Below are 22,793 nucleotides of genomic sequence, written 5' to 3' on the forward strand. Positions count from 1 at the left end.
GATCATGGTTTTTAGTCTTATAGCTTTTAATACCTAGTTTTTAATGTCAAAAATACAAACAGACGCTTAGGAGTGGCTTTATGAAGCGCTATACCAATATGTTTTCTAGCGAACACAACCAATTATCTGGTCGTGCTCTTTTAGTGATGGCGACATCTTCATTATTATTAGCGGCTTGTAGCCAATCAAATACGAGCGCTGCTGATTCTCAGCCTGTACAACCTGAGCCAACAGTTGCGACACAATCAGCTCAGATAGCACAGCCCCAAGCTGAGCTGTCAGCGGTGACGGCTCCTTTGATAAACCAATCAGAGCTTCTTAAAAATGTCTCGGCTACGGTCTATAAAGATGCTAATTGTGGTTGTTGTAAAGAATGGATAGGCCATGCAGAAGATAATGGCTTAAACGCTACCGCGCAAGACGTTGCAGACTTATCGATATTTAAAGAGCGTTATGGCGTACCGCCGCAAATGCAGTCTTGCCATACCGCAGTCACCACCGACGGCTATGTCTTTGAAGGCCATGTCCCTGCTAAGCACATGGCGCAGTTCTTAGAGAACCCACCTAGCGATGCTATCGGTCTTGCCGTACCGGGCATGCCAGTCGGTAGCCCTGGTATGGAGTATCAAAATCAGTTTATGCCATATCAAATCATGCAAATCAATAAAGACGGTACAACCAGCGTCTATGCTGATATTGAGTCGCCGCAGCAGCAATTGTAGTTTGATTGATGTTTGAAGTAGATCGTTTGGTACAAACTCAATTCCCATTTTATGGATTAAGTTAGGTCATTATTATGAATAATAACAGCATGCTTAACCGCAGGCGTTTTTTGACAGGGTCATCTACGCTACTTGGCGCGTCTATGCTATCGACGTTACCGACCATTGCCAATAGTGCCTTGGGGGCAAATCAAAAAAACGTCGTCATTAACACTGATAAGCCCGAGCATAAAGTACCCATATTGACAGGCAATGAGTTTGATCTTTATGTCAGCAAAAAGCCCATTATTGTTAACGGCAAGTCGAGCATGGCGACTCTCATAAATGATTCATTACCAGCGCCAACGCTAAAAATGCGCGAAGGCGATACAGTAGTGATCCGCGTCCATAACCAGATGAATGAATCGACCTCTATTCATTGGCATGGTCTGCTCGTACCGTTTGAGATGGACGGTGTGCCAGGTATCAGCTTTGATGGTATCCCAGCCAATAGTACCTTTACGTATAAATTTACGCTGAAACAAGCGGGCACTTATTGGTATCACTCGCATACTGGATTTCAAGAACAAACCGGTATGCGCGGGGCCATTGTCATCGAACCAAAAGGACGCGAGCGTCATCCTACCCAAGAAGATCATGTCATTTTACTCAGTGATTGGACGCACCGTGACCCACACAATTTGCTGAAACTATTAAAACAGCGCGCAGACTTTGATAATTATCATTTGCCAGATTTCAAGAAGCTATTGTCTGATATTGCCGCAACGGATTTAGAAGCTGCTTTTGATAAGCGTAAAATGTGGAATCAGATGCGCATGATGCCAACAGATTTTACGGATCTGTCTGGTGAAACGACTTTTACTTATTTGATGAATGGTAAAACGACTGCGGCTAACTGGACGCAACTTGTCAAAGCAGGTCAGCCAGTCAAGCTACGCTTTATTAATGGCTCAGCGCAGACGATATTTGATGTACGCATCCCTGGTCTAAAAATGACGGTAGTCGCGACAGATGGAATTGATGTGAGTCCTGTCGATATCGATGATTTCCGTATTGGAGTGGCCGAGACTTATGATGTCATCGTTACGCCAACTAAAGATGCCCATACGATATTTGCCCAAAATATCGATCGGACAGGTTATGTAGCGACGACGCTTGCTACTAAAAAGGACGCGCGTGCGCCAATACCTGCTATGGATAAAGTTGAATGGTTGACCATGGCTGATATGATGGGTGCGATGGGAGACAAGGGTTATGACGCTCGTCATGCCAATACAGAGTACGACTTTAAGACGGATATGCGCGTCGATAGTCCGCGTATGAATCTTGATGATCCGGGTATTAATCTACGTAATATTGATCGGCAGGTTTTAAACTACAGTCAACTGCGCTCTGTTGATGAGCATATTTTAGCTGAGCAGCAAAAACCGACTAGAGAGCTTGAGATTCACCTAACGGGTAATATGGAGCGTTACATCTGGGCATTAGATGGGGTTATGTTTCGGGATGCCGCGCCGGTCAACATCAAACCTAATGAGCGCGTGCGTATCACCTTAGTCAATGACACTATGATGAATCATCCGATGCATTTGCATGGTATGTGGAGTGATCTGCGTGCGCCTGATGGTGGCTTTCAGGTTCGTAAACATACGATCACGGTACAACCTGCCCAAAAGATTAGTTTTGATGTTACGGGTGAAGTTGGACGCTGGGCTTGGCATTGTCATCTGCTTTATCACATGGAAGCTGGGATGTTTAGAGAAGTTGCCGTTGTTTAATAAACCTTCGAATATGAGCCTTATTATGAAAGTATATAAAGTAGGTCTACCGTTTATTGGCATGTCATCTTTGATGTTATTAATGTCACCTTTAGCAAATGCTGCTGAGATGTCGCACATGGATCATGGCAGTATGGATATGTCTGGTATGGATCACAGCAGCATGGATATGTCAGGTGATATGTCGGATATGGACCATAGTGGCATGGACATGTCAGGTGGTATGTCAGACATGGACCACAGCGGCATGGACATGTCAGGTGATATGTCAGATATGGACCACAGTGGTATGGATATGTCAGATATGGACCACAGTGGTATGGATATGTCAGATATGGACCACAGTGGTATGGATATGTCAGGTATGGACCACAGTGGTATGGATATGTCAGGTATGGACCACAGCAGCATGGATATGTCGGGCATGGATCATGGCAGTATGGATATGTCTGGGATGCAAGGCGGCGAACCACCAGCCGATGCTCGTAGTCCAGATTATTCAAATGGCGTTCCTTATGGAGAGCATGGTAAGCCTTTAATGATGGGCACCTTGCCATTATGGGGCGTGTCAGTAGACGATTTGGGTTATCAATTTGACGATGATCAAATCAATTATGAGTTTGATACGTGGTACGGTACAGACAGCAACCGCGTAACGCTACGTAGCGAAGGTAGTATCCAAACTAAAGATGATAAAGAAATTGATAGCTTAACCTCATTATCTTACTGGAAGCCACTTAGTATTTTTTGGAATGGGGAAGCCGGTGTTGCTTATGATACCGAAAATGATAAATCTGCCGTGATGGCTGGTATTGCAGGCACTGCACCTTACTTCATCGAAACTGATGCTAGAGCTTATTTATATACTGATGGGCAAGTCCGGCTTGATTTAGCTGCGGAGTACGAGTGGCGCTTAGATCAGCATTGGGTAGTGATTCCAGAAGTAGAGCTGACGGTATTTAGCAAAGATGATACGGATAACCATATTACTAAAGGCTTTAATGAGTTTGGGGCTGACGTTAGGCTTACTTACGAGATGTTAAGTCGTCAGCTCGCGCCTTATGTGGGTATCAGCTATGAGACCGCTTTAGGCGACACAAGAGATTTGCGACGTCAAGAAGACGAAGCTGTTGATTCTAGTAGCGTGACAGCTGGTGTGAAATTTTGGTTCTAGTGTTAACCATGTAAGCAAAAACAGTTATAACACTAGCGCTAAAAACGGGCACCTCTTCATTTAGGTGCCTTTTTTACTAAATTAAGGACAAGAATATGAATAATCATATGGATAATAAACAGAAGCAAATGAACCCCTATGTGAAGTTCACAATCATGATTTTAACATCGACAGTAGTGATGTTTATCATGATGTATTTTAATACTTATCAGTGGGATCACGTTTATTTTAGCGAAACTAGAGCTTATATGGCGTTATATATGGGCGCTATGATGGCTATTATTATGCTCGCCTTTATGACCAATATGTATAAAAAGACTAAGGTCAATCTTATGATTTATGGGATTAGCGTCGTACTACTTGCCTTTGGTTTATGGGGCGTTAGATCACAACAAACGGTTGATCAGGTCGATTGGATGCAAGCGATGATACCGCATCACTCGATTGCTATTTTGACCAGTACCCGTGCTGATATCGAAGATCCGCGTGTACGCCAGCTTGCCGATGACATTATCGAAGCACAAAAGCGTGAAATCGATGAGATGCAGCAATTAATTGATGAATTGAAATAACTAGAATAGAGCATTATCAACTTTGAGTATTACGTATTCGATATTTTCGAGTAACTAGCTCATTGAAAGGTATACGATCACACGCCAGTACTATATCATTACTATGGATAAGGAAATAAAAATAAGGGGGCTTTATAATGGTAATTATGATGCATGGTATGACTGATGCTGTTATGTATAGCATGATGAATGGATCAATGCATGGTGTGGGGTGGGGAAGATCCATAGTCTCCCTATTGTTTACGGTACTGGTTTTTGCTGTACTGATATTGGCTATTTTGGCACTGATTAAATATCTGCGTAAACCAGACTAAGTCTGAGGCTCAATTGAATGGTTAGGCAGGTAAAGCAGAGTAGAAACCACGGCTATCAGCGCTTGATATAATTGGTTCAAAATCTCTACTCGTTGTCTTCAAGGAGTGATTTTATGAAGCATGTTGACGATACAAAGTCTATAGAAGGCGGACAGTACGATAAAGTACCTACTGGCTACATTGGCACAATCTTTATCTGTCCAATGCATCCAGAAGTTAGAGATGTTGAAAAGAGCGATTGTCCAATATGCGGTATATTTCTGCAACCTGAGAATGAATTTGCTAACTCAAACAATAATAATCACGACCACAACCATAAACATGCATATAGTCATGGAGAAGGCGCGGACAGCAGGGAAGTAAAATCCGTCATCAGACAGAACTTATTCTTCGCCTTTATCTATAATACGCTTGACGTACCGATTGCTGCTGGCGTGCTCTATCCGGTGTTTGGTCTGCTGCTAAGTCCTATGATAGCAGCGGTAGCGATGAGCTTATCGTCAGTCTCGGTGATTGGTAACGTAACGCGCTCAGGTTGAGGGGTTTGGATTTATCGAAATAGCACTGGGTATCAAGATCGAACATAATATGGTTTAAAAATACCTAAGATAATCTAATAAGAAACACCGTTTGAAAGGGCTAACACTGCATGCAGTGGTGGCTCTTTTTTATAGACTATAACGATAATTGAACTGTCAAATTTATAATCTTTTAATTTATAAACTCTTCTTGTATCTGAGATTTTAAACTTAAATCAGCATATATCTGTTTGAATCTGCGGTTTTCTTTAAGCTCTTTTAGACGCTTCACATCAGATGCTTCTATACCACCATATTTAGACTTCCATTTGTAGAAGGTTAAACTAGTGATATCGTATTTACGGCATAGCTCTTTGGCAGAAAACCCCACATCAGCTTCTTTTAAAATGGATACAATTTGCGTTTCAGTGATACGTTTGCTCATGTTAAAACGTTTTATGGATGTTTTATAAAAAACTCTATGGCTAAGGTGTATTAGTTTAGGAGATAGTTATACGAGCATAGAATTTTTATAACCTTTCATCAGCAACTTTTATGCTGATCTCTCGTATATGTTTCTTAGGTTTGTAATTTGGCCTTAAACCTTCTTAATAAAATGATGTCTATTGCACATAACTGACATTAACTGCTCTAGTAGAGCTATGCATTCACATACAAATAAGATACCATCGACAATATCTTCTTAGTCGACTGGTGTACAGCCTACAATATTGTATTTACAGCGATATTTATAACAACTTTATATTAACCTTTTGGACAGTGTTCTTATGAAATTTAGAAAAGATATTAATGGCCTTAGGGCAATCGCAGTTATCGCTGTTCTGCTATTCCATTTCAACCCTTCTTGGATGCCAGGGGGATTTGCTGGCGTTGATGTCTTTTTTGTAATTTCAGGGTTCTTAATGACTGGAATAATATTTAAAGGGATTGAGCAAGACAGATTTTCTATTCTAAAATTCTATGTTGCTCGCGCCAATAGAATCATTCCTGCTTTAGCATTGCTTTGCTTAGTCCTGATGATTTTTGGTTGGTTTTACCTTACGCCCTTTGATTACAGAGTATTAGGTAAGCATGTTGCCAGTAGTATAGGTTTTTTATCCAATATCATGTACTGGAGGGAAGCTGGATATTTTGATGCAGCTTCTCTTGAAAAATGGCTGTTACATACTTGGACATTATCAGTAGAATGGCAGTTTTACATTATCTATCCATTGATTCTGGTCGCTATGCGCAAGTTTCTGTCAATAAAGACTATGAAACTTATGATACTAGTGGCAACGGTTCTAGGCTTTATATTTTGTGTTTTTTCTACTTACAAATGGCCCAATGCCTCTTACTTCTTATTGACTACCAGAGCCTGGGAGATGTTGATTGGTGGTGTTGCTTATTCTTATCCTTTTACCTTAAAAGAGGGCAGAAAAAAGTTTGTAGAGTGGATAGGCGTAGCTTTGGTTGTCAGCTCTTATTTTTTAATATCAGCAGAAAATCCTTGGCCAGGTTACCTAGCGTTATTTCCGGTTCTAGGATCGTTCCTAATCATCCAAGCACAGCGTAATGACAGTATTATTACGAGTAATATAGTCTTCCAAAAACTAGGAGCTTGGTCTTACTCAATTTACCTTTGGCATTGGCCACTTGTTGTAGCTATATACTACTTCTCACTAAGTAGCTCTTATATTTATTTAGGTATGGCACTCTCTATACTACTTGGATTTTTGAGCTACAAATATGTTGAAAAAATCAATTTCAGAAGAGAGTTTGGCAACTTATTTACGTATTTAAAGCACAAGCCTATATACATGGTATTGGCAATTGGCGTCCTAGGAAGCTTTGTTTTTGTAGATAAAGGGGTTGAGGAAAGATTTTCGTTAAACGCGTCTGACGAAAATATTATTGATGGCCTAAAAATACCTTATAGAAATAACGGTTATTGTTTTTATTCATCTCACGACCCAAGTTTTGAGGTAAGCCAAAGTAAGGGGATTGATTGTTATTTAGGTAATAAAGAAAAAAATGCCAAAACATTGCTATTTGGTGATTCTTTTGCTGGTCATAATGAACCATTTTTTGACGAGGTATTTAAGGCTAATGACGCATCCTTTCAATCAATAGTTACCAATTGGTGTGTTCCATCTCTTACCGAAAACTTTATAGGTTCTAAAACGAATAAGGCCTATGAGCAATGCTTATTAAACAGGAAATACCTGAAAGAAAATATGCAAAATTATGAAAATTTAATATTCGCAGGATCATGGGGTAATGCTTTAGAATTTGAACAGTTTAAAGATGTGGAAAAACTGATTGATGAAGCAGCTAAGCTGGATGTAAATATATTCCTTATGGCAGCTCCTTATGATTACAAAAAAAACCCGTTACAAGGTTTTTATAAAAGTATTTATTTTGATCAACCATTTGATATAGATGCTTTCGATGGTAATGATACATTTGTAAGTAAAGCAAACATGAGACTGAACAATTTATCTCAAAAACATGACAATGTTTATTATATTGACAGAACAATGCTCTTTGAGAACAATAACACTTTCGATGTTAATGGAACTAATGTTCCGTACACTTTTGATGGAGATCATATCTCAGTTATAGGTTCAAAATATTCTGCAAAACACTTTATGAACCACAGTAATTACCAAGCTATGATAAATAACTTTGAGTTAAAGTAACTGTTTGAGGGCTAAAAGGGGGCGTATGCCCCTTATTGTGGCGTCATAACTAGCGATATACGCTAGAACTGTGGTCACAGCTATCAATACAGCGAACTTCTAGTACAAGGCACTATACATGACCAATAACAATCCCTTTAACCTTATTCCGCTCAATCCTACCGGCAGAAATGAAGAAGACAACGTCAATACTTATGCTCCTGAAGACATGATAACCATATACGAGCAGCAGTTTCTCACGCCAGTGTCTGAAGATGAGTTAACCGAGTTTTTACCCGCACTAAAAGCCTTTTACGATATCGATGACAATACGCTAGATGTTAGCGCGGTCATTTTTGACGCCATAGCTGACGCTACTATCATCTATAATCACAAGGTAAAAACAGGCGATTATCAGATAGTAGGAAGCTTAGTCACAGAGCAGATTGAAAACAGCGAAGGCAATGTAGACGATGAGAATAGTGATAGCCAAGCCTACACGATAGACTGTATGCGCACGTTTTTCATCAATGATGTAGAGATACCTTATCATTTTAATTTATTTATCCAAGGCGATGGTTATTCTACCTTGACCGAAAAAAACACCGTACTAGAAAAGCTATATTGGTTCGTCAATGCTGGATTTGATGAACACTTATTGGGCAACCCTGAAGATGTTGTAAGTTTAGAGTCTATCAACGAAGAGCTGGTCAGCTTAGGTATTAAAGAGATGGATCTGAGCACCATACATCAATTGGTCAATTATATTGAAGACAATCTTATCGATGACGATATGGCAGAAGCGTTAAATACCCTCATAGATGAAGCTGAATAGATTTGGTTTTAGAGTAAGTTATATTCCACATGCTCTATGAGATAGAGTCAATATATATAGCACGCAAGAAAAATTTGTACCAGTCTCTCATATTAATGCAATGCCTCTATTTTATTTAGTAACAACTATATTGTAGATTTTTTAGCATAGATTTATAAACCAACGCGCAAAAAAATACCGCTAACGATTTATGGTTAGCGGTATTTTAGTATTGGTACCAGTGGTCGGACTCGAACCGACACGCTTTTAAAGGCAACGGATTTTGAATCCGTCATGTCTACCAATTCCATCACACTGGCATGTTAGAAGATAATGTTTATTGGATAAATATTATCGAATTGGACTACAGGGTTAACTGTATAGGCTGCGTATTATAACAGCCTATTTTGAGCCGTCAAGAAATATTTATATAAATTGCATTTTAGTGTTGTCAGCCCTAGCCAAATTATCCGACGAAGGCACGCTCGACTGCATAATCTGCCTGTACACCCATACGTGGTGACACAGTAAGACCGAAGCCATCTAATATCTCTGACACTTCCGCATTAAAAGGCATACTACCGCAGAGCATGACGCGGTCATCTTCTTTATTCATCGGTGGCAGGCCAATATCTTCAAACAGTTTACCTGATTTCATCAAGTCAGTGACGCGTCCGGTGTTTCTGAACGCTTCACGCGTGACCGTCGGATAGTAGATGAACTTTTCGCGGTACCATTCGCCAAAGATTTCGTCATTTGGCAGCTCGTTTTCAAACATATCTTGATAAGCCAAATCATCAATATGACGTACGCCGTGGACCAGAATGATTTTGTCAAAGCGCTCATACACCTCAGGGTCACGTGCCAATGCTAAAAACGGCGCAAGCCCAGTACCCGTTGATAGCATGTATAGATGCTTACCTGGCAGTAAATCATCAAGCACCAACGTACCTGTCGGTTTTTTGCTGACCAATAGCTCGTCACCAACTTTGATATGCTGCAAGCGTGAAGTTAATGGACCGTCTTGAACCTTAATAGAAAAGAATTCTAAATGCTCTTCATAGTTAGGACTAGCGATCGAGTAAGCGCGTAGTAGTGGTCTGCCATCGATAGCGAGACCGATCATCGCAAACTCACCATTACGAAAACGTAAACCATCATCGCGCGTGGTTTTGATACTAAATAGAGCGTCATTCCAGTGATGAACCTCTGTGACCGTTTCGGTGCGAAGTTTTGACATAAAGTCCTCGTTAATAGATTACTGACTACATTATTAGGTTTAAATAAGTATTAAATTAAAATTTTCAATGGTAGATTCATACACTAAAAATGTATGTCGCTTATGACCATTATCAAAATCATGATAGAGACAGTGAGTGCAACCGCTTAAAATTTGAAATATTAAACTTATTAAGCTTGGATGTTATGAGTTCAATAGCATCATGAATCAAGCAAATAGGCTGCATTATAAACCGCTATTTTAACATTATTATTAAGCGTTATAAGGGGACCTGAATGCCTGTTAAGTATATGTATAGAGACGCCAGTATACGAATACAAACGATTCTCAATAAATTCCACGCTCATAATACCAAACTTTAAAATAAAAATCCGCTCAGCGGCTCTAAGCGGGCATGATAAAATAGAATATCGTTAGTAAATAATTTTGTATGATTGGATGAGACTGTTTTATAGTCAGTCTGTTTTATTGTATAAATCTGTTTTGAATAGACAAATTGTCGCTATTGGCAAGTTTTTTTGGAGATTTTTTATGTCAGGTGACAATATGGTAGAGGGCAATCTACCGGAGGGCTATGCGTCAGAAGGCTATCACCATGCGCCAATTATTGGCTATCATCGTGCGCCGCTGTCACAGAAGTTTGGGGCGCCAAGACAGCCAAATTTGGTGGCATTGACTAGCGTGATTGAGGTGTTAGCGCCTTATGACACACCAGCGGCATTTGCAGGACTAGAAGCGTTTAGTCATGTTTGGCTTAGCTGGCAGTTTCATCATAACTTTATAAATAAAAACGGCCATGCAAATAAAAATGGTCATATCAACAATAAAGCGCAAGACAGTTTTCGCGCGCAAGTACGACCACCACGGCTAGGCGGTAATGAAAAGATAGGGGTGTTTGCCAGTCGCAGTATGTATCGACCATCAGGATTAGGGTTGTCTGTGGTAAAACTTGAACGTGTTGAGGTAGTAGAAGGTCGCGTATTACTTATCATTAGCGGTGCTGATATGATTGATGGTACGCCAATTATCGATATCAAACCCTATGTGGCTTATAGCGATACTGTTGATGATGCGGAGAGTGGCTTTGCGCCAACTGCGCCAACACTACTAGATGTGACGATGACTGAATCTGCTCATGAGCAGATTATGACTTTGATTAATGTAGAGCAGGTTAATGTAGAGCAATCTGATAAAGCTAATAATAAAAATAATGACACAAATAGTGGTACGGAAAATGCTGCATTACTTTTTATAAATTCAACAAACTCAACAAATTCGCTAAGCTCAAGAGATGGGCTAGTCCACAAAGTACAAAAGCAATTGCTAGTCTCTGATATTGACCATATAAAAGAATTAATCGCGCAAGATCCACGTCCTGCGTACCGCCGTACGGAGATGAACAAAGTGTTTACGATGCGTTATAAGTCAGTAGATGTCAGCTTTCAGTTGCTAAAGACAGGGCAGTTGCAGATCACGGCAATTGTAGAAGTGGATTGAATTCAAAGTTATTAATTTTATAAATTTCTAGAGTTTAGCGTAATGCTTTCGCTACTCAATTAACCATGAAAGAAGAAAAATATGTCCGCTCAGCAGTATTCGATAGTGATTGATTTACGTTGGTGTCTTGATGAACTATTGGCAGATAGGGTGATTGACCAGCGTGGCTATAATTTGGTGATTACTAGTCGCCGTGATAAGGCGCAGCATCCGCTACTGACGATTAGTGAATTTGGTTTGCCAAATGGTCATGCGCTTGATAATAGTTCCGAGAATAAATTAACACTGGCATGGCTCAACCAATGGCTGGCAGCCAAAGCAGATATGTCAATCGTGCGTATTGATCCGTTAAAGGTTGATGTGCCAGCGGTGACACAGTTGATGTCTTTTGAATACGCACGCTCGCAGCATATTTTGCCGATTGAGGTTACATTAAATGAGGTCATCATCGGTACCGATCAGCCGTTTTATACCGATTGGCACACAAACATCGAAAAGCTGATTAAATCTAAAAGCTATCGCACGGTCTATATTAATCCTGAACAAATTAATCGCTATCGGCAAGAGTTTTACCAAGTCACACAAGCGATTGCCGGGGCAAATAGTGTGCATAAGCGTGCGGCTGCTGATGTGACCAATGTTGAGGCTTTATTGCAGTTAGGCGACAACACCAATCCAGATGCCAATGACCAACATATCGTCAAAGTCGTCGATTGGCTGCTGCAATATGCCTTTGAGCAGCGCGCCAGTGATATTCATCTAGAGCCGCGCCGTGAGACAGGCAAAGTACGTTTTCGTATCGATGGCGTGCTGCATACTGTCTATGAGATGCCACTTGCGATTATAGTCGCGGTAACCGCGCGTATTAAAATCTTAGGACGTCTTAATGTGGCAGAAAAGCGCAAACCGCAAGATGGCCGCCTAAAAACCCGTACCCATAATGGAATGGAGACTGAGCTGCGTCTGTCTACCATGCCGACTGCTTTTGGTGAAAAGCTGGTTATGCGCGTCTTTGACCCAGAAGTACTGGTGCGCTCGTTTGCTCAGCTTGGATTGTCGGGTAAGCAGCTTGAAACTTGGCAGGAGCTGACCGCACATCCAAACGGCATTATTTTGGTCACCGGTCCGACGGGCTCTGGTAAAACGACTACTCTATACAGTACGCTCAAGCAGCTAGCGACTGAGCAAGTCAATGTCTGTACTATCGAAGATCCTATCGAGATGATTGAGCCCGCCTTTAACCAAATGCAGGTCAATACGGGCGTGGATTTGCACTTCGCTGATGGTATCCGCTCTTTAATGCGTCAAGACCCGGACATTATTATGGTCGGTGAGATTCGTGATAACGAGACCGCCAACATGGCAGTGCAGGCATCCCTAACTGGACACTTGGTACTCTCAACGTTGCATACCAATGATGCACCAAGCTCCCTGACTCGTTTGCATGATTTGGGTGTCCAGCCGTTTTTGACTTCGGCAACTATCTTGGGCGTGATGGCGCAGCGCTTGTTACGTACATTATGTCCGCATTGCAAGCAGGCAGTTGATGTCATGCCAGATAGCGAGACAGCTATCCAATGGCAAGAGCTAGTACAGCCTTGGCGCGCTGCTGTGCCAGCACGAGTTTATATGGCGCAGGGCTGTGAGCACTGTCGCCATACAGGTTATCAAGGCCGCGTTGGTCTGTACGAGATCATGCCATTGTCGAATGAGCTAAAAAAGCTGGTCGCCGCTGATGCCAATTTGGATACGCTCAAACAACAAGCGTACCGCGAAGGCGTGCAACCACTGCGTCTATCTGGGGCGAAGCGTATCAGTGAAGGGGTGACGACCATAGAAGAGGTCATGCGCGTGGTGCCACTTAATTAGCTATCATAGTTTAAGCTATTTTTAGCGCTCCCAGCGTACATTTTGGCGAATGATTTTTGCAGGCGTACCCGCCACCATACAGTTTGGCGTCTCAATGGGTTTGTTTACAAATGCACCTGCTGCAATGATACAACCGCTAGCGATAGTGACGTTTTTAGAGATAGTCACATTGGCAGCAATCCAGATGTGATCTCCTAAGACAACATCAGCATGAGCATTATTCAGTCGCACATTAGAGTCTATATCGTAGACCTTGTGGACGTCAGTCGCCCGAATTTCAATGCCGCGCGATATCATGCAAGCGTTACCGATAGTCACGCTCTTATCGCGTGCCAAAACATAGCAATCTATGGCAGTGGTACGCGCACCGATATGAATGTGGAGATGGTTGCCAACGATTAATAATTGACCAGAAAATTTGACATGCTCCGCGATAGTTATTTGGTTATGACTGCCATTGATATCGATTTTTAACTTGTTAAACTTACCATGCTCACCAATGGTAATTTGATTGTCATGGCCTTTACGAATGGTAATGACTGAATGACCAATAATACGCGCATCTGTAGCAATATCGATGTGATTGTCATGTCCGTTGTCCTGTAATAAGAACCGCCGCTTATACAAATACTTAGGTAGCAGAGTCTTTATAATAGGGGGCAGAGTAACGGTTTTTTTATGGTTCATAATGATAGGGCTTGTGATGAATGAATAAAGAGTGCGATGTTTTGCTAGTGATACGCCATTATTAGGGTAGCGCTTTAGGGTGGTGTTTGCCATATCTATAGCTTTAATAAAGTTAATTTGAATACCATTAATAGCTAACCTAGTAGTTAGCTGTTAAAGAACGCTTGAAAACAGTGCTATTTAGAGCAATACATAGCATAACGATTATCAAATCCATATTTTAAAAGATTTTACTTATTAACGAGATTGTTTATGTTTACTGATACCCATTGCCATCTAAACCGGTTAGATTTAACGAAGTATGACGGTCAGTTGTCCGGTGCAATTGCCGCCATGAAAGAGGCCAACGTCACGCGTGCGATGGCAATTATGTGTGATTTTGCTGAATATGATGAGATTGCCAATATCGTCAGTACCTACGGTGATAAGACGCTAAACCTAGGCATGAGTGTGGGCATCCATCCTTGTGAAGATATTGGCGTATTGCAATCAACGACGGTCGAGCGTTTGATAGAGACCGCCGACGCTGAGCACGTCTGGGCAATAGGCGAGACGGGGCTAGACTATTACTGGTCAACAGAGAATAAAAAAGAGCAACAAGCCAGCCTTGCGCGTCATATTCATGCCAGCCAAAGCTTGAAGAAACCTCTGGTCGTACATATGCGTGATGCCAAAGAGGACACTATCGATATCTTGAAAGCGGAAGGTGCTGAACACGGCATTATTCATTGCTTTACCGAAGATTGGGATACGGCAAAACGTGCGCTGGATTTAGGGTTTTATATCTCGTTCTCAGGTATTGTGAGTTTTAAGAGTGCGCAAATGATTCAAGATGCAGCAAAAAATATGCCTAGAGATAGAATATTGATCGAGACTGATAGCCCGTATCTTGCCCCTGTGCCTAAACGTGGTAGACCCAATGAGCCGGCGTATGTTCCCTATGTAGCAAGTTATCTGGCCGATATGTATGGCTGTAGTAGCAATGAAGTAGGGGCGCTAACTGCAAAAAACTTTGAAAATTTACTAGCACAGTACCACTAAAATCGTTATGCTATGACCAGTCAGTCATTAATTGTATAGTCTTTTCGCTGCGTACTCAGTTATTAAGTATAAAAGCGTTGACACAGCAAGCAAGAAAAACTTATACCAGTTGTGCATTGTGTTACAACGTATCCGACTATATTAAGCAAATATAAGTGCCATAACCATTTATAGTCCACGATAGTTTTCATACAGTTGTGATGCTGACACTACCGTTTTACTTTCTATTGTACTGTTTATCGCAATATGGTCAGATGTTTGTTCTGACCAGGTTTTAGGAGAGATTATGAGTCGTCAACATCAGTTTAAAGCGCGCGAAGAGAATATCTTAGCGATGGCTGAGCAGTTATTACTTGAGTCAGGCGACGGTGACATCACTTTAGACAGTTTGGCCGAACAACTGGATTTGGCAAAAGGGACGTTATATAAGCATTTTTCGAGTAAAGATGAGCTGTATCTGCGTATTATTATTCGTTATGAAGAGCAACTGTTTGAGATAAACCGTATCGATGATTGTCCTTCAGCAGGGATTGCGCGGATGATATTTCAGCAGCTGCTTAATCCGCAAAAAGCCATGCTCCTTAATCAAATAGAAGAACGTCTGGCAGCGTCAGTGACTGGTCTTAATCGCTTATTCGGTGAGTTATACGATATTCGCCGTCAGCGTATGAAACGCTTGCTCGATATTATTAGTATTTATCTAAAAGACAAGCGTAGCAGTTTGAGTACTCGTGATTATTTGTCCTCTATTTGGGCGATGGGTCAAGGCGGAGCGGGGCTATTAAACTCCAGTTTCTATCAGCGTTATTTAGGTCGCCGCGATACGCTACGTTATGTTTTTGTGCAGCAAATGCTTGAGTTGCCCAGTCATTACCCAGCCGATGAGACGGACCAAGATGTATTGGATGAGGACATGCAAGAATTGGTTGAGCAAATTGATACAGAATCAGAAGAACATCGTAATACGACTTATTGATAGTAGGTGCAACATGCCGGTCACTGCCAAGACTCAGTCCAGCTCAGTGGTCGCGCACTCTTTTTGCCCCACAAAAAGCCAGCTAACTAATCTAAGTATTCTAAACAATGATATGGCTATAAAACTCAGTCATTATCATTGTCATTTCAATTTCCCCAAGCATTTTCAAGAAAGCTGTTCGCAAAAAAAACAGCTTCAAGAAAACCATCATCAAGCACTTCCTAATCAATCACATCCTAGTCGCATACTTCCTGCAAAGTTCGTATTGCCAAACTTACCGCGTTCGCAGACTGGTTTTACCCTAGTCGAGATCATGGTGGTCATGGTTATTTTGTCTATATTTGCTGGCATGATTGCTGTATCAGTCGGTAGTAGCGAATCCCGAAAAAACCGCGCCTTTTATGAGCATCTTATTGATTCATTAAGCTATGTCAGACTGCTGGCAGCTGAGCGTATGCAGCCGATGGGTTTGAGCATGCAAGCAGATAAGCAAGGTCAAGTAACGCCCGTTATCATGAGTTTATCAAACCCCTATATCGGCTATCAGACTCAATCAGTAACGCCAAACGGTGATAGCACGCTCAAAAACGCAATGGAGTTATCTGCAGATTTGTCCGGTATGTCAGGCGATGATGACGACAATCCACCAACGCCCAGCTGGGAGCTGGAGACGGCAGTTACGTTGCCACAAATGCCAGCTGGGGTCAGCTTAAGTATTCAAAGTTTACAGGCAAATAATGCATCAGGGCTTGAGTCCACCCAGATTTTACAGCCTTGGTTTAATGGGCAAGCAGTGCCGCAGGTATTGTGGTTTGGTACTGGGCAAGCAACTCCTGTCACGATTGAGGTACGTCATCAATCGCGATTAGTCGGAGAGGTCATTACTATTATGCCGGACGGTAGTATGACGATAGGGCAGGGACTGTAGCAGATGGCAAAGAGAAATAAACCAACAACGCACATGACAACACATAGCACAAGCCAAACCTCGCTTGCCAAGCATGAAGGTGGATTTACGCTGATTGAAGTGATGGTGGCGCTTGCAATACTGGCGGTGGTCGCTGTTGCCGCTAGCCGTGCCAGTAGTGCATATCTAAGCTCGGTTGAGGTACTACGTACGCGCACGCTTGCACACTTTGTAGCACAAAACGCCGCGGCTGATTTGCGGATTCAAGAGTCGTGGTTGACGGCCAATAGCACTCAAACGATGGATGCCCAAGGCCGTACGTGGCAAGTAGCCATGACCGTTAATAATACGTTGTCGCCAGCGCTCAAGGAAGTAAATATCAGTGTTGCCCCTATTATTGATGGACAAGTGCGCTCAGCGGTAACAGATATCGATGTGATCTTAGGCAATGCAGAACAAGATGTCGGCAGCTTAGATTTAAGTAGTTTAAATCCAAGTGGAGGCAACTTGTGAGGCAGCAGCACGGCTTTACCTTACTTGAGCTGATGGTCGCGATGGCGATATTTGCGATGCTTGCCGTCGCAGGGTGGCAGGTGTTTGATGGGGTTAACCGTGCTCGCGAGCGGGCACAGTTCCATGCCGATCAGCTGGCGGTCTTACAATATGCGTATTTGCAGTTGCAACAAGACATGGGTCAAATCATTGCATATCAAGAACCCTCTACGCAAAATAGTAGCGCGAACGGCTCCAGTCTGAACGACAGCGCTAATGATACTAATAGTGAGCACGACTCTATAGCTGCTAAACCTTTTATGAATTTAGAGGGTGAGCAGCTTAGTTTTGTGCGTTATGCTGATCCCGATCCGCGCTACCAAACCAGTCCAAGCTTGCAGCGTGTTGAGTATGTCTTTACAAATGAGCGTCTTATCCGGCGACAATACAATAGTATCCAAGGTGGGACTGATAGCGTCAGCTTGGATACGGTGCTGCTTAACGGTATCACAGCAGGGCGCTGGCAGGCCCATTTACCTGAGGTAAGTAACGACTTCCCTAGCGCAAGTAAGCAACAGATTAATAACAATAATAGCGATAATCCAAATAATGATGAAGCGGAGACTGTCTTACTTCCTAAAGGAATAGGGATGAGCTTTACTTATCAAGATATGCCGATTACCTGGCAATGGGCACTTGCCCCGCAACCTCTACCAAATAATAGTAGTGGACTTAATACCAATATAGGCGGTAATAGCGATAACGAAAATGATCTTGATAACACGACAAACGGCCAATAATAGGAGGCGCTTATGACAATGACAGCAGACTCCCAGCGCGGCGTGGCCTTATTGACCATTTTGCTTTTGGTTGTCAGTATTACAGTGGTAGCAGGGGCAATGCTTGCAAGCCAAAAAATCGTTATTCGCCGCAGTGGGCTACTATTTAATCAAGATCAGTTGCTACAAGACCTTGAGGCAGGAAAGCAGTTGGCGATCACCATTATTCGCGCTGATGATAAGCTAAATGATAACGATAGCATGCAAGATATTTGGGCGCAGCCGTTGCCGCCCTATACTTTAGGGTCGCACAGCATCACTATTGCGTTGCGCGATGAGGCCAGCCGTTTTAATATCAATAATCTTTATCATGATGACGCAGTCGATAGCGATGCATTGGAAGTGTTTCAGCGTTTGTTAACCCAGTTAAACCTAGAGCCTGAAATCGCGATCGCGGTACTTGATTGGCAAGACCCAGACAATGAAATCTATAACGATGGCGGTGATGAGAGTGTCTTATATGGTGAGCAAACAAATATTCGCGCAAATAAAGCATTGCCCAATCAATCATTGGTCAGTATCGACCAACTCCAAGAGGTACGCGGGATAAACGCTGATACATTGGCAATTTTGCGCCCGTATATTACCGCGGTCCCTTATTTTGTACCAATCAATATTAATACAGCAAGCCCCATACTGTTAGCTGCATTGATGGATGAGGCGACCCCACAGCAGATGCAAGCGTTTACAGACTTGCGCACGCAGCAAGTGTTGGCCTCTGTTGATGATTTATGGCAGTTACCGCCATTCATCAGTATGAGTGCTGAGGCGCGTCAAGGGTTTGAGTCGTTATTAGCGGTGGATAGTCAAGCATTCAGAGCGCTCATTACCGCAACTGGCAATAGCGATGTAGGCATCGCGCCACAGCGGTATGCCACAGTATTAATCAGTAAGACGAACTCTGAAAATGACGACGACGATATAAATAATAATGATGTTAACAACAGCGGTAACAATAATAGCAAAGCTAAGACCGTAACAGTCGTAGCACAGCGCTTATGGGCATTTCGTCCTAGTTTTTAACAACCAGTAACATTATTCAAGAATGCATTGTTAATCATTAAGCTGCGTCTTTTCGCTTGACTTCCAATTATAAGCACCATAAAACAACATTTGCGCTTGGCGCGTACAGTTATGTAGCATTAATTGTTTTTTCTCTTTGATTTCTGCTGGATTCATCTCATCGTCATGCTCCTCAGAATATGTGAGCTCTAACCAATCAATAATCCAAGAAAAAAACATATTGACCCCAGCTTCGGCCAATAAACGCCGGTCATAATCGTTGATATGTGTAAAGGCAGGCTGCAGTGCTAAATCCTCTCCCAAGATTTTTCCATGCATCTTTATCAGATTGCTGATGGCTTTACGGACAGCTTCTGAGCCACCAAAGCGCTCACTGACCAAAAACTGCCAATAACGAGGCTGTGCATTGACGGTTTGTAAAAATAATTGAATGCTTTTTGCAATTTGACGATCAAAACTGCGTTTGCGACCGATCTGTAGACCATCACGTAAGATAGCAAGGGTACCGCCTAGCTCTTCGACGACTAATGCTTCACCCAATGATTCCATGTCATCAAAGTGACGATAAAAGGCAGTCGGCACCACACCAACTTCACGAGTTACTTGTCTAAGACTGATGGAGCTAAATGATTGCCCGGTGATGCATAAGTCTAGCACTGCATTAAAAAATGCTCGCCGAGTTTGAAGCTTTTTTTGTTCGCGACTGCTCATAATATTTCAAAATTACCTAATAGATGTTTATCATACTCATTTCAACGCAAAAATACGAATGAAATACGTGGTTAGCGTCGATACTAACAGCGAGATTATCAAACCATTGTACCCCAATGACCCTGCAACTCTTGCGCCAACCTATAAGCTTCATGATCATTCATACCAGTAATAAAGTCTAAAATATTTAGAATATTATGATAAATATCCTCTGTCAGTAGGCGCCTGTTTTCATCAAGATGGGGCTGTAACAAGCTCAATAGGCGTTGCTGCTCAAAAGGTTTTGATGCGCTTGTGTGTGCCATCCATGCCAATGGCATAAATGAATCAAGTAGACGATGTAAGCATTGATTTGCCATAAGCTCCATGCGCACTTTACTTGGATGATTAAATATCTGTTCGCGCGCTAACTGCTTGGCTTGATTGATACCATTTTGCACACTTGCATCACAATGTGCAAATAGACTGCCATTGAGGGTTCCAGCTAGCAACTTATCGCTATTTACCACAAAAGCATCGGTCACGGTATTGACCAAGCGCATCATTGCGCGTGCTCGCAGTGAAGCTAGGCTCTGCCGCACAGAGAGATGTGCAGGTAAGTCAATACTACTAGGACGCTCGCCAATCAACTCATAAAATATCGTCGCCACCTCATGATAAGTGAGCATATTTAAATTGATTCCATCCTCTAGATCTATAAGCGCATAGCAGATATCGTCTGCCGCTTCCAGTAGATAAGCCAGTGGATGACGAACAAAGCCATCGTGTTGCTCTGAGCGTGGCAATTGCAAACAGTCCGCCAATTGCTCTAACTGTGCAGCTTCACTATAAAAGCAGCCAAATTTTTGTATTTTAGGGGCGTTTTGATAAGCACTCTGATGTTGGTTGCTGTTTATTAGAGTGCTATTTATCGGATTGCTGTGCGCCGCTAGCCATGGGTATTTCATAAAGGCGCCTAATGTCGCACAGGTTAGGCGCATGCCGCCCAAGTCAGGATGATGCTCATTACGGACCAGTAGGCGAAACCCTTGCGCATTGCCTTCATATGCAAACAGATCAAGACGCTCGTTATCGCTGATATTCTGTAAAACTGATTGGCGATCAGAATGCATAAACCAATCACGAATGGCGTACTCACCAGCGTGACCAAAAGGGGGATTACCAATATCATGAGCAAGACAGGCTGCTTGGACGATGACGCCTACATCTGCTGGCGTGACACCTGCAGGTAGGCCATTGCCTAATTTATCATGAAGCTTTTCTGCTGCCATGATTCCTAGCGAGCGCCCAATACAAGACACTTCTAAAGAGTGAGTTAGGCGTGTATGAATGCCTAGCTGATTGGTTAATGGATGGACTTGAGTCTTTTGATTGAGCTGACGAAAGGAGTGCGAGAACACCAAACGATCATAGTCTTTATGAAAGGAGGAGCGAGCACTGTCTTGGATAGGGGCTGGTTTTACACTACCTAGACGCTGTGCGGTGAATAATCGTGCCCAATGATCGGCTGGGGTAGTAAGCTTATTAAAATGAGCAGGCATGGTTTATATTCCATTATTATTGTCATTAACATTATCGTCTTTTGAGATACGCTTTATAAAAATATGCGATGTATTTTGACATCCGTTAAATCAGTATAATAAAAAAAGCCAGCGCGAAGGCTGACTTTTAGTTGTACTATGCTAAGACTGTGTAAGTCAGCAAGCAGGCAAAATGCTCATACTGTTGGGACACTTATACGTTAAAGCGGAAATGCATCACATCGCCATCTTGTACAATATAGGTTTTGCCTTCTAGGCGTGATTTACCAGCGGCAGCAGCCCCTTTTTCGCCGTTATATTCGATAAAATCATCATAAGCGATGACCTCAGCGCGGATAAAACCACGCTCAAAATCAGTATGAATCACGCCCGCCGCTTGCGGCGCTGTTGCACCAATAGCGACAGTCCAAGCACGCACCTCTTTAACGCCAGCGGTAAAGTAAGTCTGCATATCGAGTAAGTCATAACCACCGCGAATCACTTGATCCAAACCTGCCTCTTCCATACCCATGTCTTCTAAGAAGTCTTTTTTGTCATCTTCATCCAGTTGCGCGATTTCAGATTCGATTTGGTTGCATAAGGCGATTACGATAGAGTCTTCACCCGTGGCGTAGTCGCGTACAGCATCGAGATAAGGGTTGTTTTCAAAACCATCCTCAGACACGTTAGCAATATACATGGTAGGCTTTAAGGTAATCAGACCATAACTTCTGATCAGTTTTTTCTCATCGCTATCTAATCCTGCTGCGCGCGCCGCTTTACCTTCAGCTAAGAGCGGCTCGATTTTTTTGAACACATCGAGCATAGCTGATGCATCTTTATCACCGCCTTTGGCTTTTTTGGTTAAGTTGAAAATCGCGCGCTCAACCGCGTCCAAATCAGCAAGTGCCAGCTCTGTATTGATGGTTTCGATATCATCAATTGGGCTGATGCGTCCATCGACATGCACCACATTATCATCATCAAAGCAGCGTACCACATGGGCAATGGCATCGGTTTCACGGATATTGGCCAAAAACTGGTTGCCCATACCTTCACCTTTTGAGGCGCCAGCGACCAAGCCTGCGATATCGACGAATTCCATCGTCGTTGGCAAGACGCGCTCAGGATTGACGATGTCCGCCAGCTTCTTTAAACGTGGATCTGGCACTGGTACGATACCAGTATTAGGATCTTTGGTACAAAACGGGAAGTTTTCAGCGGCGATTCCCGCTTTGGTTAAGGCATTAAATAAAGTGGACTTGCCTACGTTTGGTAGGCCGACGATGCCGCAGTTAAAACCCATAGTAATCTCTCAATCATTTAATATATTGTGGAATAAAAATTGGCGCTATTGTAGCAAAGTTTAGCTGTTAGCGGGCGTATAGATATGCTAATTTCATAGTAAGGCATTAGTA

21 protein-coding genes, 1 tRNA gene and 2 pseudogenes are annotated in these 22,793 nt (G+C 42.5%); 17 read left to right on the forward strand and 7 right to left on the reverse strand.

All coding sequences use genetic code 11. From position 1 onward, the window contains the following. Window positions 1-80 precede the first annotated feature (80 nt). From ACS8FC_RS10310 to ACS8FC_RS10340, 7 genes and pseudogenes are all read left to right on the forward strand, one after another. A complete protein-coding gene (locus ACS8FC_RS10310) occupies window positions 81-722 on the forward strand; it encodes a DUF411 domain-containing protein (RefSeq protein WP_439261052.1) in 642 nt (213 codons plus the stop codon). Between the two features lie 74 nt (window positions 723-796). Then, a complete protein-coding gene (locus ACS8FC_RS10315; RefSeq protein WP_439296685.1) occupies window positions 797-2,500 on the forward strand; it encodes a copper resistance system multicopper oxidase in 1,704 nt (567 codons plus the stop codon). Window positions 2,501-2,525: 25 nt separating this feature from the next. After that, complete coding sequence (locus ACS8FC_RS10320) at window positions 2,526-3,674, forward strand: copper resistance protein B (RefSeq protein WP_439296686.1); 1,149 nt, start codon at window positions 2,526-2,528, stop codon at window positions 3,672-3,674. A 95-nt stretch (window positions 3,675-3,769) separates the two neighbouring features. Beyond that, complete coding sequence (locus ACS8FC_RS10325) at window positions 3,770-4,246, forward strand: DUF305 domain-containing protein (protein ID WP_439296687.1); 477 nt, start codon at window positions 3,770-3,772, stop codon at window positions 4,244-4,246. Between the two features lie 137 nt (window positions 4,247-4,383). Next, entirely contained in the window at window positions 4,384-4,560 is a 177-nt protein-coding gene (locus tag ACS8FC_RS10330) for a hypothetical protein (RefSeq protein WP_439261048.1), read from the forward strand. 203 nt (window positions 4,561-4,763) lie between these two features. Then, window positions 4,764-4,820, forward strand: a pseudogene (locus ACS8FC_RS10335) (hypothetical protein); the annotation flags it as partial. Between the two features lie 111 nt (window positions 4,821-4,931). After that, window positions 4,932-5,099: pseudogene (locus ACS8FC_RS10340) on the forward strand (cation transporter); the annotation flags it as partial. Window positions 5,100-5,271: 172 nt separating this feature from the next. On the opposite strand, the gene ACS8FC_RS10345 reads toward ACS8FC_RS10340, so the two are convergent. Continuing rightward, window positions 5,272-5,523 carry a transposase gene (locus ACS8FC_RS10345; protein WP_439296688.1) on the reverse strand — a complete coding sequence of 84 codons (252 nt, stop codon included), beginning with the start codon at window positions 5,521-5,523 and terminating at the stop codon, window positions 5,272-5,274. Between the two features lie 343 nt (window positions 5,524-5,866). On the opposite strand from ACS8FC_RS10345, the gene ACS8FC_RS10350 reads away from it, so the two are divergent. Both ACS8FC_RS10350 and ACS8FC_RS10355 read left to right on the forward strand, forming a co-directional pair. Further along, window positions 5,867-7,780 carry an acyltransferase family protein gene (locus ACS8FC_RS10350; protein ID WP_439261046.1) on the forward strand — a complete coding sequence of 638 codons (1,914 nt, stop codon included), beginning with the start codon at window positions 5,867-5,869 and terminating at the stop codon, window positions 7,778-7,780. A 118-nt stretch (window positions 7,781-7,898) separates the two neighbouring features. Beyond that, window positions 7,899-8,594 (forward strand): hypothetical protein, encoded by a 696-nt coding sequence (locus ACS8FC_RS10355; RefSeq protein WP_439261045.1) that lies wholly within the window; start codon window positions 7,899-7,901, stop codon window positions 8,592-8,594. Window positions 8,595-8,806: 212 nt separating this feature from the next. On the opposite strand, the gene ACS8FC_RS10360 is transcribed toward ACS8FC_RS10355, so the two are convergent. Both ACS8FC_RS10360 and ACS8FC_RS10365 read right to left on the reverse strand, forming a co-directional pair. Continuing rightward, a tRNA-Leu gene (locus tag ACS8FC_RS10360) sits at window positions 8,807-8,893 on the reverse strand. 146 nt (window positions 8,894-9,039) lie between these two features. Further along, window positions 9,040-9,813, reverse strand: coding sequence for a ferredoxin--NADP reductase (locus ACS8FC_RS10365; RefSeq protein ID WP_439296689.1), 774 nt, complete (start codon window positions 9,811-9,813; stop codon window positions 9,040-9,042). 546 nt (window positions 9,814-10,359) lie between these two features. Here ACS8FC_RS10365 and tsaA point away from each other — a divergent pair. Continuing rightward, window positions 10,360-11,310, forward strand: coding sequence for a tRNA (N6-threonylcarbamoyladenosine(37)-N6)-methyltransferase TrmO (tsaA, locus tag ACS8FC_RS10370; RefSeq protein ID WP_439296751.1), 951 nt, complete (start codon window positions 10,360-10,362; stop codon window positions 11,308-11,310). Between the two features lie 81 nt (window positions 11,311-11,391). Then, window positions 11,392-13,179: a GspE/PulE family protein gene (locus ACS8FC_RS10375; RefSeq protein ID WP_439296690.1), complete on the forward strand. Its 1,788-nt coding sequence runs from the start codon at window positions 11,392-11,394 to the stop codon at window positions 13,177-13,179. Window positions 13,180-13,200: 21 nt separating this feature from the next. Here the strand turns inward: ACS8FC_RS10375 and ACS8FC_RS10380 are convergent, their stop codons facing one another. Then, window positions 13,201-13,959, reverse strand: a complete 759-nt coding sequence (locus ACS8FC_RS10380) for an acyltransferase (RefSeq protein WP_439296691.1) — start codon at window positions 13,957-13,959, stop codon at window positions 13,201-13,203. Between the two features lie 159 nt (window positions 13,960-14,118). Here ACS8FC_RS10380 and ACS8FC_RS10385 point away from each other — a divergent pair, with 159 nt between their 5' ends. The 6 genes from ACS8FC_RS10385 (at window position 14,119) to gspK (ending at window position 19,144) form a co-directional block, all read left to right on the forward strand. Further along, window positions 14,119-14,907: a TatD family hydrolase gene (locus ACS8FC_RS10385; RefSeq protein ID WP_439296692.1), complete on the forward strand. Its 789-nt coding sequence runs from the start codon at window positions 14,119-14,121 to the stop codon at window positions 14,905-14,907. A 286-nt stretch (window positions 14,908-15,193) separates the two neighbouring features. Continuing rightward, window positions 15,194-15,883 (forward strand): TetR/AcrR family transcriptional regulator, encoded by a 690-nt coding sequence (locus tag ACS8FC_RS10390; RefSeq protein WP_299219409.1) that lies wholly within the window; start codon window positions 15,194-15,196, stop codon window positions 15,881-15,883. A 13-nt stretch (window positions 15,884-15,896) separates the two neighbouring features. Continuing rightward, complete coding sequence (locus tag ACS8FC_RS10395) at window positions 15,897-16,811, forward strand: pilus assembly FimT family protein (RefSeq protein WP_439296693.1); 915 nt, start codon at window positions 15,897-15,899, stop codon at window positions 16,809-16,811. 3 nt (window positions 16,812-16,814) lie between these two features. Continuing rightward, entirely contained in the window at window positions 16,815-17,303 is a 489-nt protein-coding gene (gene gspI / locus ACS8FC_RS10400) for a type II secretion system minor pseudopilin GspI (protein WP_439296694.1), read from the forward strand. Then, window positions 17,300-18,082 carry a type II secretion system minor pseudopilin GspJ gene (gspJ, locus tag ACS8FC_RS10405; RefSeq protein ID WP_439296695.1) on the forward strand — a complete coding sequence of 261 codons (783 nt, stop codon included), beginning with the start codon at window positions 17,300-17,302 and terminating at the stop codon, window positions 18,080-18,082. Before gspI ends, gspJ begins: the two co-directional genes overlap by 4 nt. Window positions 18,083-18,094: 12 nt before the next feature. Further along, a complete protein-coding gene (gspK, locus tag ACS8FC_RS10410; protein ID WP_439296696.1) occupies window positions 18,095-19,144 on the forward strand; it encodes a type II secretion system minor pseudopilin GspK in 1,050 nt (349 codons plus the stop codon). 30 nt (window positions 19,145-19,174) lie between these two features. Here the strand turns inward: gspK and ACS8FC_RS10415 are convergent, their stop codons facing one another. The 3 genes from ACS8FC_RS10415 to ychF form a co-directional block, all read right to left on the reverse strand. Beyond that, window positions 19,175-19,855: a TetR family transcriptional regulator gene (locus tag ACS8FC_RS10415; protein WP_439296697.1), complete on the reverse strand. Its 681-nt coding sequence runs from the start codon at window positions 19,853-19,855 to the stop codon at window positions 19,175-19,177. 98 nt (window positions 19,856-19,953) lie between these two features. Continuing rightward, window positions 19,954-21,396 (reverse strand): deoxyguanosinetriphosphate triphosphohydrolase, encoded by a 1,443-nt coding sequence (locus ACS8FC_RS10420; RefSeq protein ID WP_439296698.1) that lies wholly within the window; start codon window positions 21,394-21,396, stop codon window positions 19,954-19,956. Window positions 21,397-21,589: 193 nt separating this feature from the next. Then, window positions 21,590-22,681, reverse strand: coding sequence for a redox-regulated ATPase YchF (gene ychF, locus ACS8FC_RS10425; RefSeq protein ID WP_439261035.1), 1,092 nt, complete (start codon window positions 22,679-22,681; stop codon window positions 21,590-21,592). Between the last annotated feature and the right edge of the window lie 112 nt (window positions 22,682-22,793).

This window comes from Psychrobacter sp. 1Y4, assembly GCF_051847555.1.

What these genes read in the sequence shown, in the direction of transcription:
- ACS8FC_RS10310 (WP_439261052.1), top strand. Translation starts at nt 81, where the DNA reads ATGAAGCGCTATACCAATATGTTTTCTAGCGAACACAACCAATTATCT.
- ACS8FC_RS10315 (WP_439296685.1), top strand. Translation starts at nt 797, where the DNA reads ATGAATAATAACAGCATGCTTAACCGCAGGCGTTTTTTGACAGGGTCA.
- ACS8FC_RS10320 (WP_439296686.1), top strand. Translation starts at nt 2,526, where the DNA reads ATGAAAGTATATAAAGTAGGTCTACCGTTTATTGGCATGTCATCTTTG.
- ACS8FC_RS10325 (WP_439296687.1), top strand. Translation starts at nt 3,770, where the DNA reads ATGAATAATCATATGGATAATAAACAGAAGCAAATGAACCCCTATGTG.
- ACS8FC_RS10330 (WP_439261048.1), top strand. Translation starts at nt 4,384, where the DNA reads ATGGTAATTATGATGCATGGTATGACTGATGCTGTTATGTATAGCATG.
- ACS8FC_RS10345 (WP_439296688.1), bottom strand. Translation starts at nt 5,523, where the DNA reads ATGAGCAAACGTATCACTGAAACGCAAATTGTATCCATTTTAAAAGAA.
- ACS8FC_RS10350 (WP_439261046.1), top strand. Translation starts at nt 5,867, where the DNA reads ATGAAATTTAGAAAAGATATTAATGGCCTTAGGGCAATCGCAGTTATC.
- ACS8FC_RS10355 (WP_439261045.1), top strand. Translation starts at nt 7,899, where the DNA reads ATGACCAATAACAATCCCTTTAACCTTATTCCGCTCAATCCTACCGGC.
- ACS8FC_RS10365 (WP_439296689.1), bottom strand. Translation starts at nt 9,813, where the DNA reads ATGTCAAAACTTCGCACCGAAACGGTCACAGAGGTTCATCACTGGAAT.
- tsaA (WP_439296751.1), top strand. Translation starts at nt 10,360, where the DNA reads ATGGTAGAGGGCAATCTACCGGAGGGCTATGCGTCAGAAGGCTATCAC.
- ACS8FC_RS10375 (WP_439296690.1), top strand. Translation starts at nt 11,392, where the DNA reads ATGTCCGCTCAGCAGTATTCGATAGTGATTGATTTACGTTGGTGTCTT.
- ACS8FC_RS10380 (WP_439296691.1), bottom strand. Translation starts at nt 13,959, where the DNA reads ATGGCAAACACCACCCTAAAGCGCTACCCTAATAATGGCGTATCACTA.
- ACS8FC_RS10385 (WP_439296692.1), top strand. Translation starts at nt 14,119, where the DNA reads ATGTTTACTGATACCCATTGCCATCTAAACCGGTTAGATTTAACGAAG.
- ACS8FC_RS10390 (WP_299219409.1), top strand. Translation starts at nt 15,194, where the DNA reads ATGAGTCGTCAACATCAGTTTAAAGCGCGCGAAGAGAATATCTTAGCG.
- ACS8FC_RS10395 (WP_439296693.1), top strand. Translation starts at nt 15,897, where the DNA reads ATGCCGGTCACTGCCAAGACTCAGTCCAGCTCAGTGGTCGCGCACTCT.
- gspI (WP_439296694.1), top strand. Translation starts at nt 16,815, where the DNA reads ATGGCAAAGAGAAATAAACCAACAACGCACATGACAACACATAGCACA.
- gspK (WP_439296696.1), top strand. Translation starts at nt 18,095, where the DNA reads ATGACAATGACAGCAGACTCCCAGCGCGGCGTGGCCTTATTGACCATT.
- ACS8FC_RS10415 (WP_439296697.1), bottom strand. Translation starts at nt 19,855, where the DNA reads ATGAGCAGTCGCGAACAAAAAAAGCTTCAAACTCGGCGAGCATTTTTT.
- ACS8FC_RS10420 (WP_439296698.1), bottom strand. Translation starts at nt 21,396, where the DNA reads ATGCCTGCTCATTTTAATAAGCTTACTACCCCAGCCGATCATTGGGCA.
- ychF (WP_439261035.1), bottom strand. Translation starts at nt 22,681, where the DNA reads ATGGGTTTTAACTGCGGCATCGTCGGCCTACCAAACGTAGGCAAGTCC.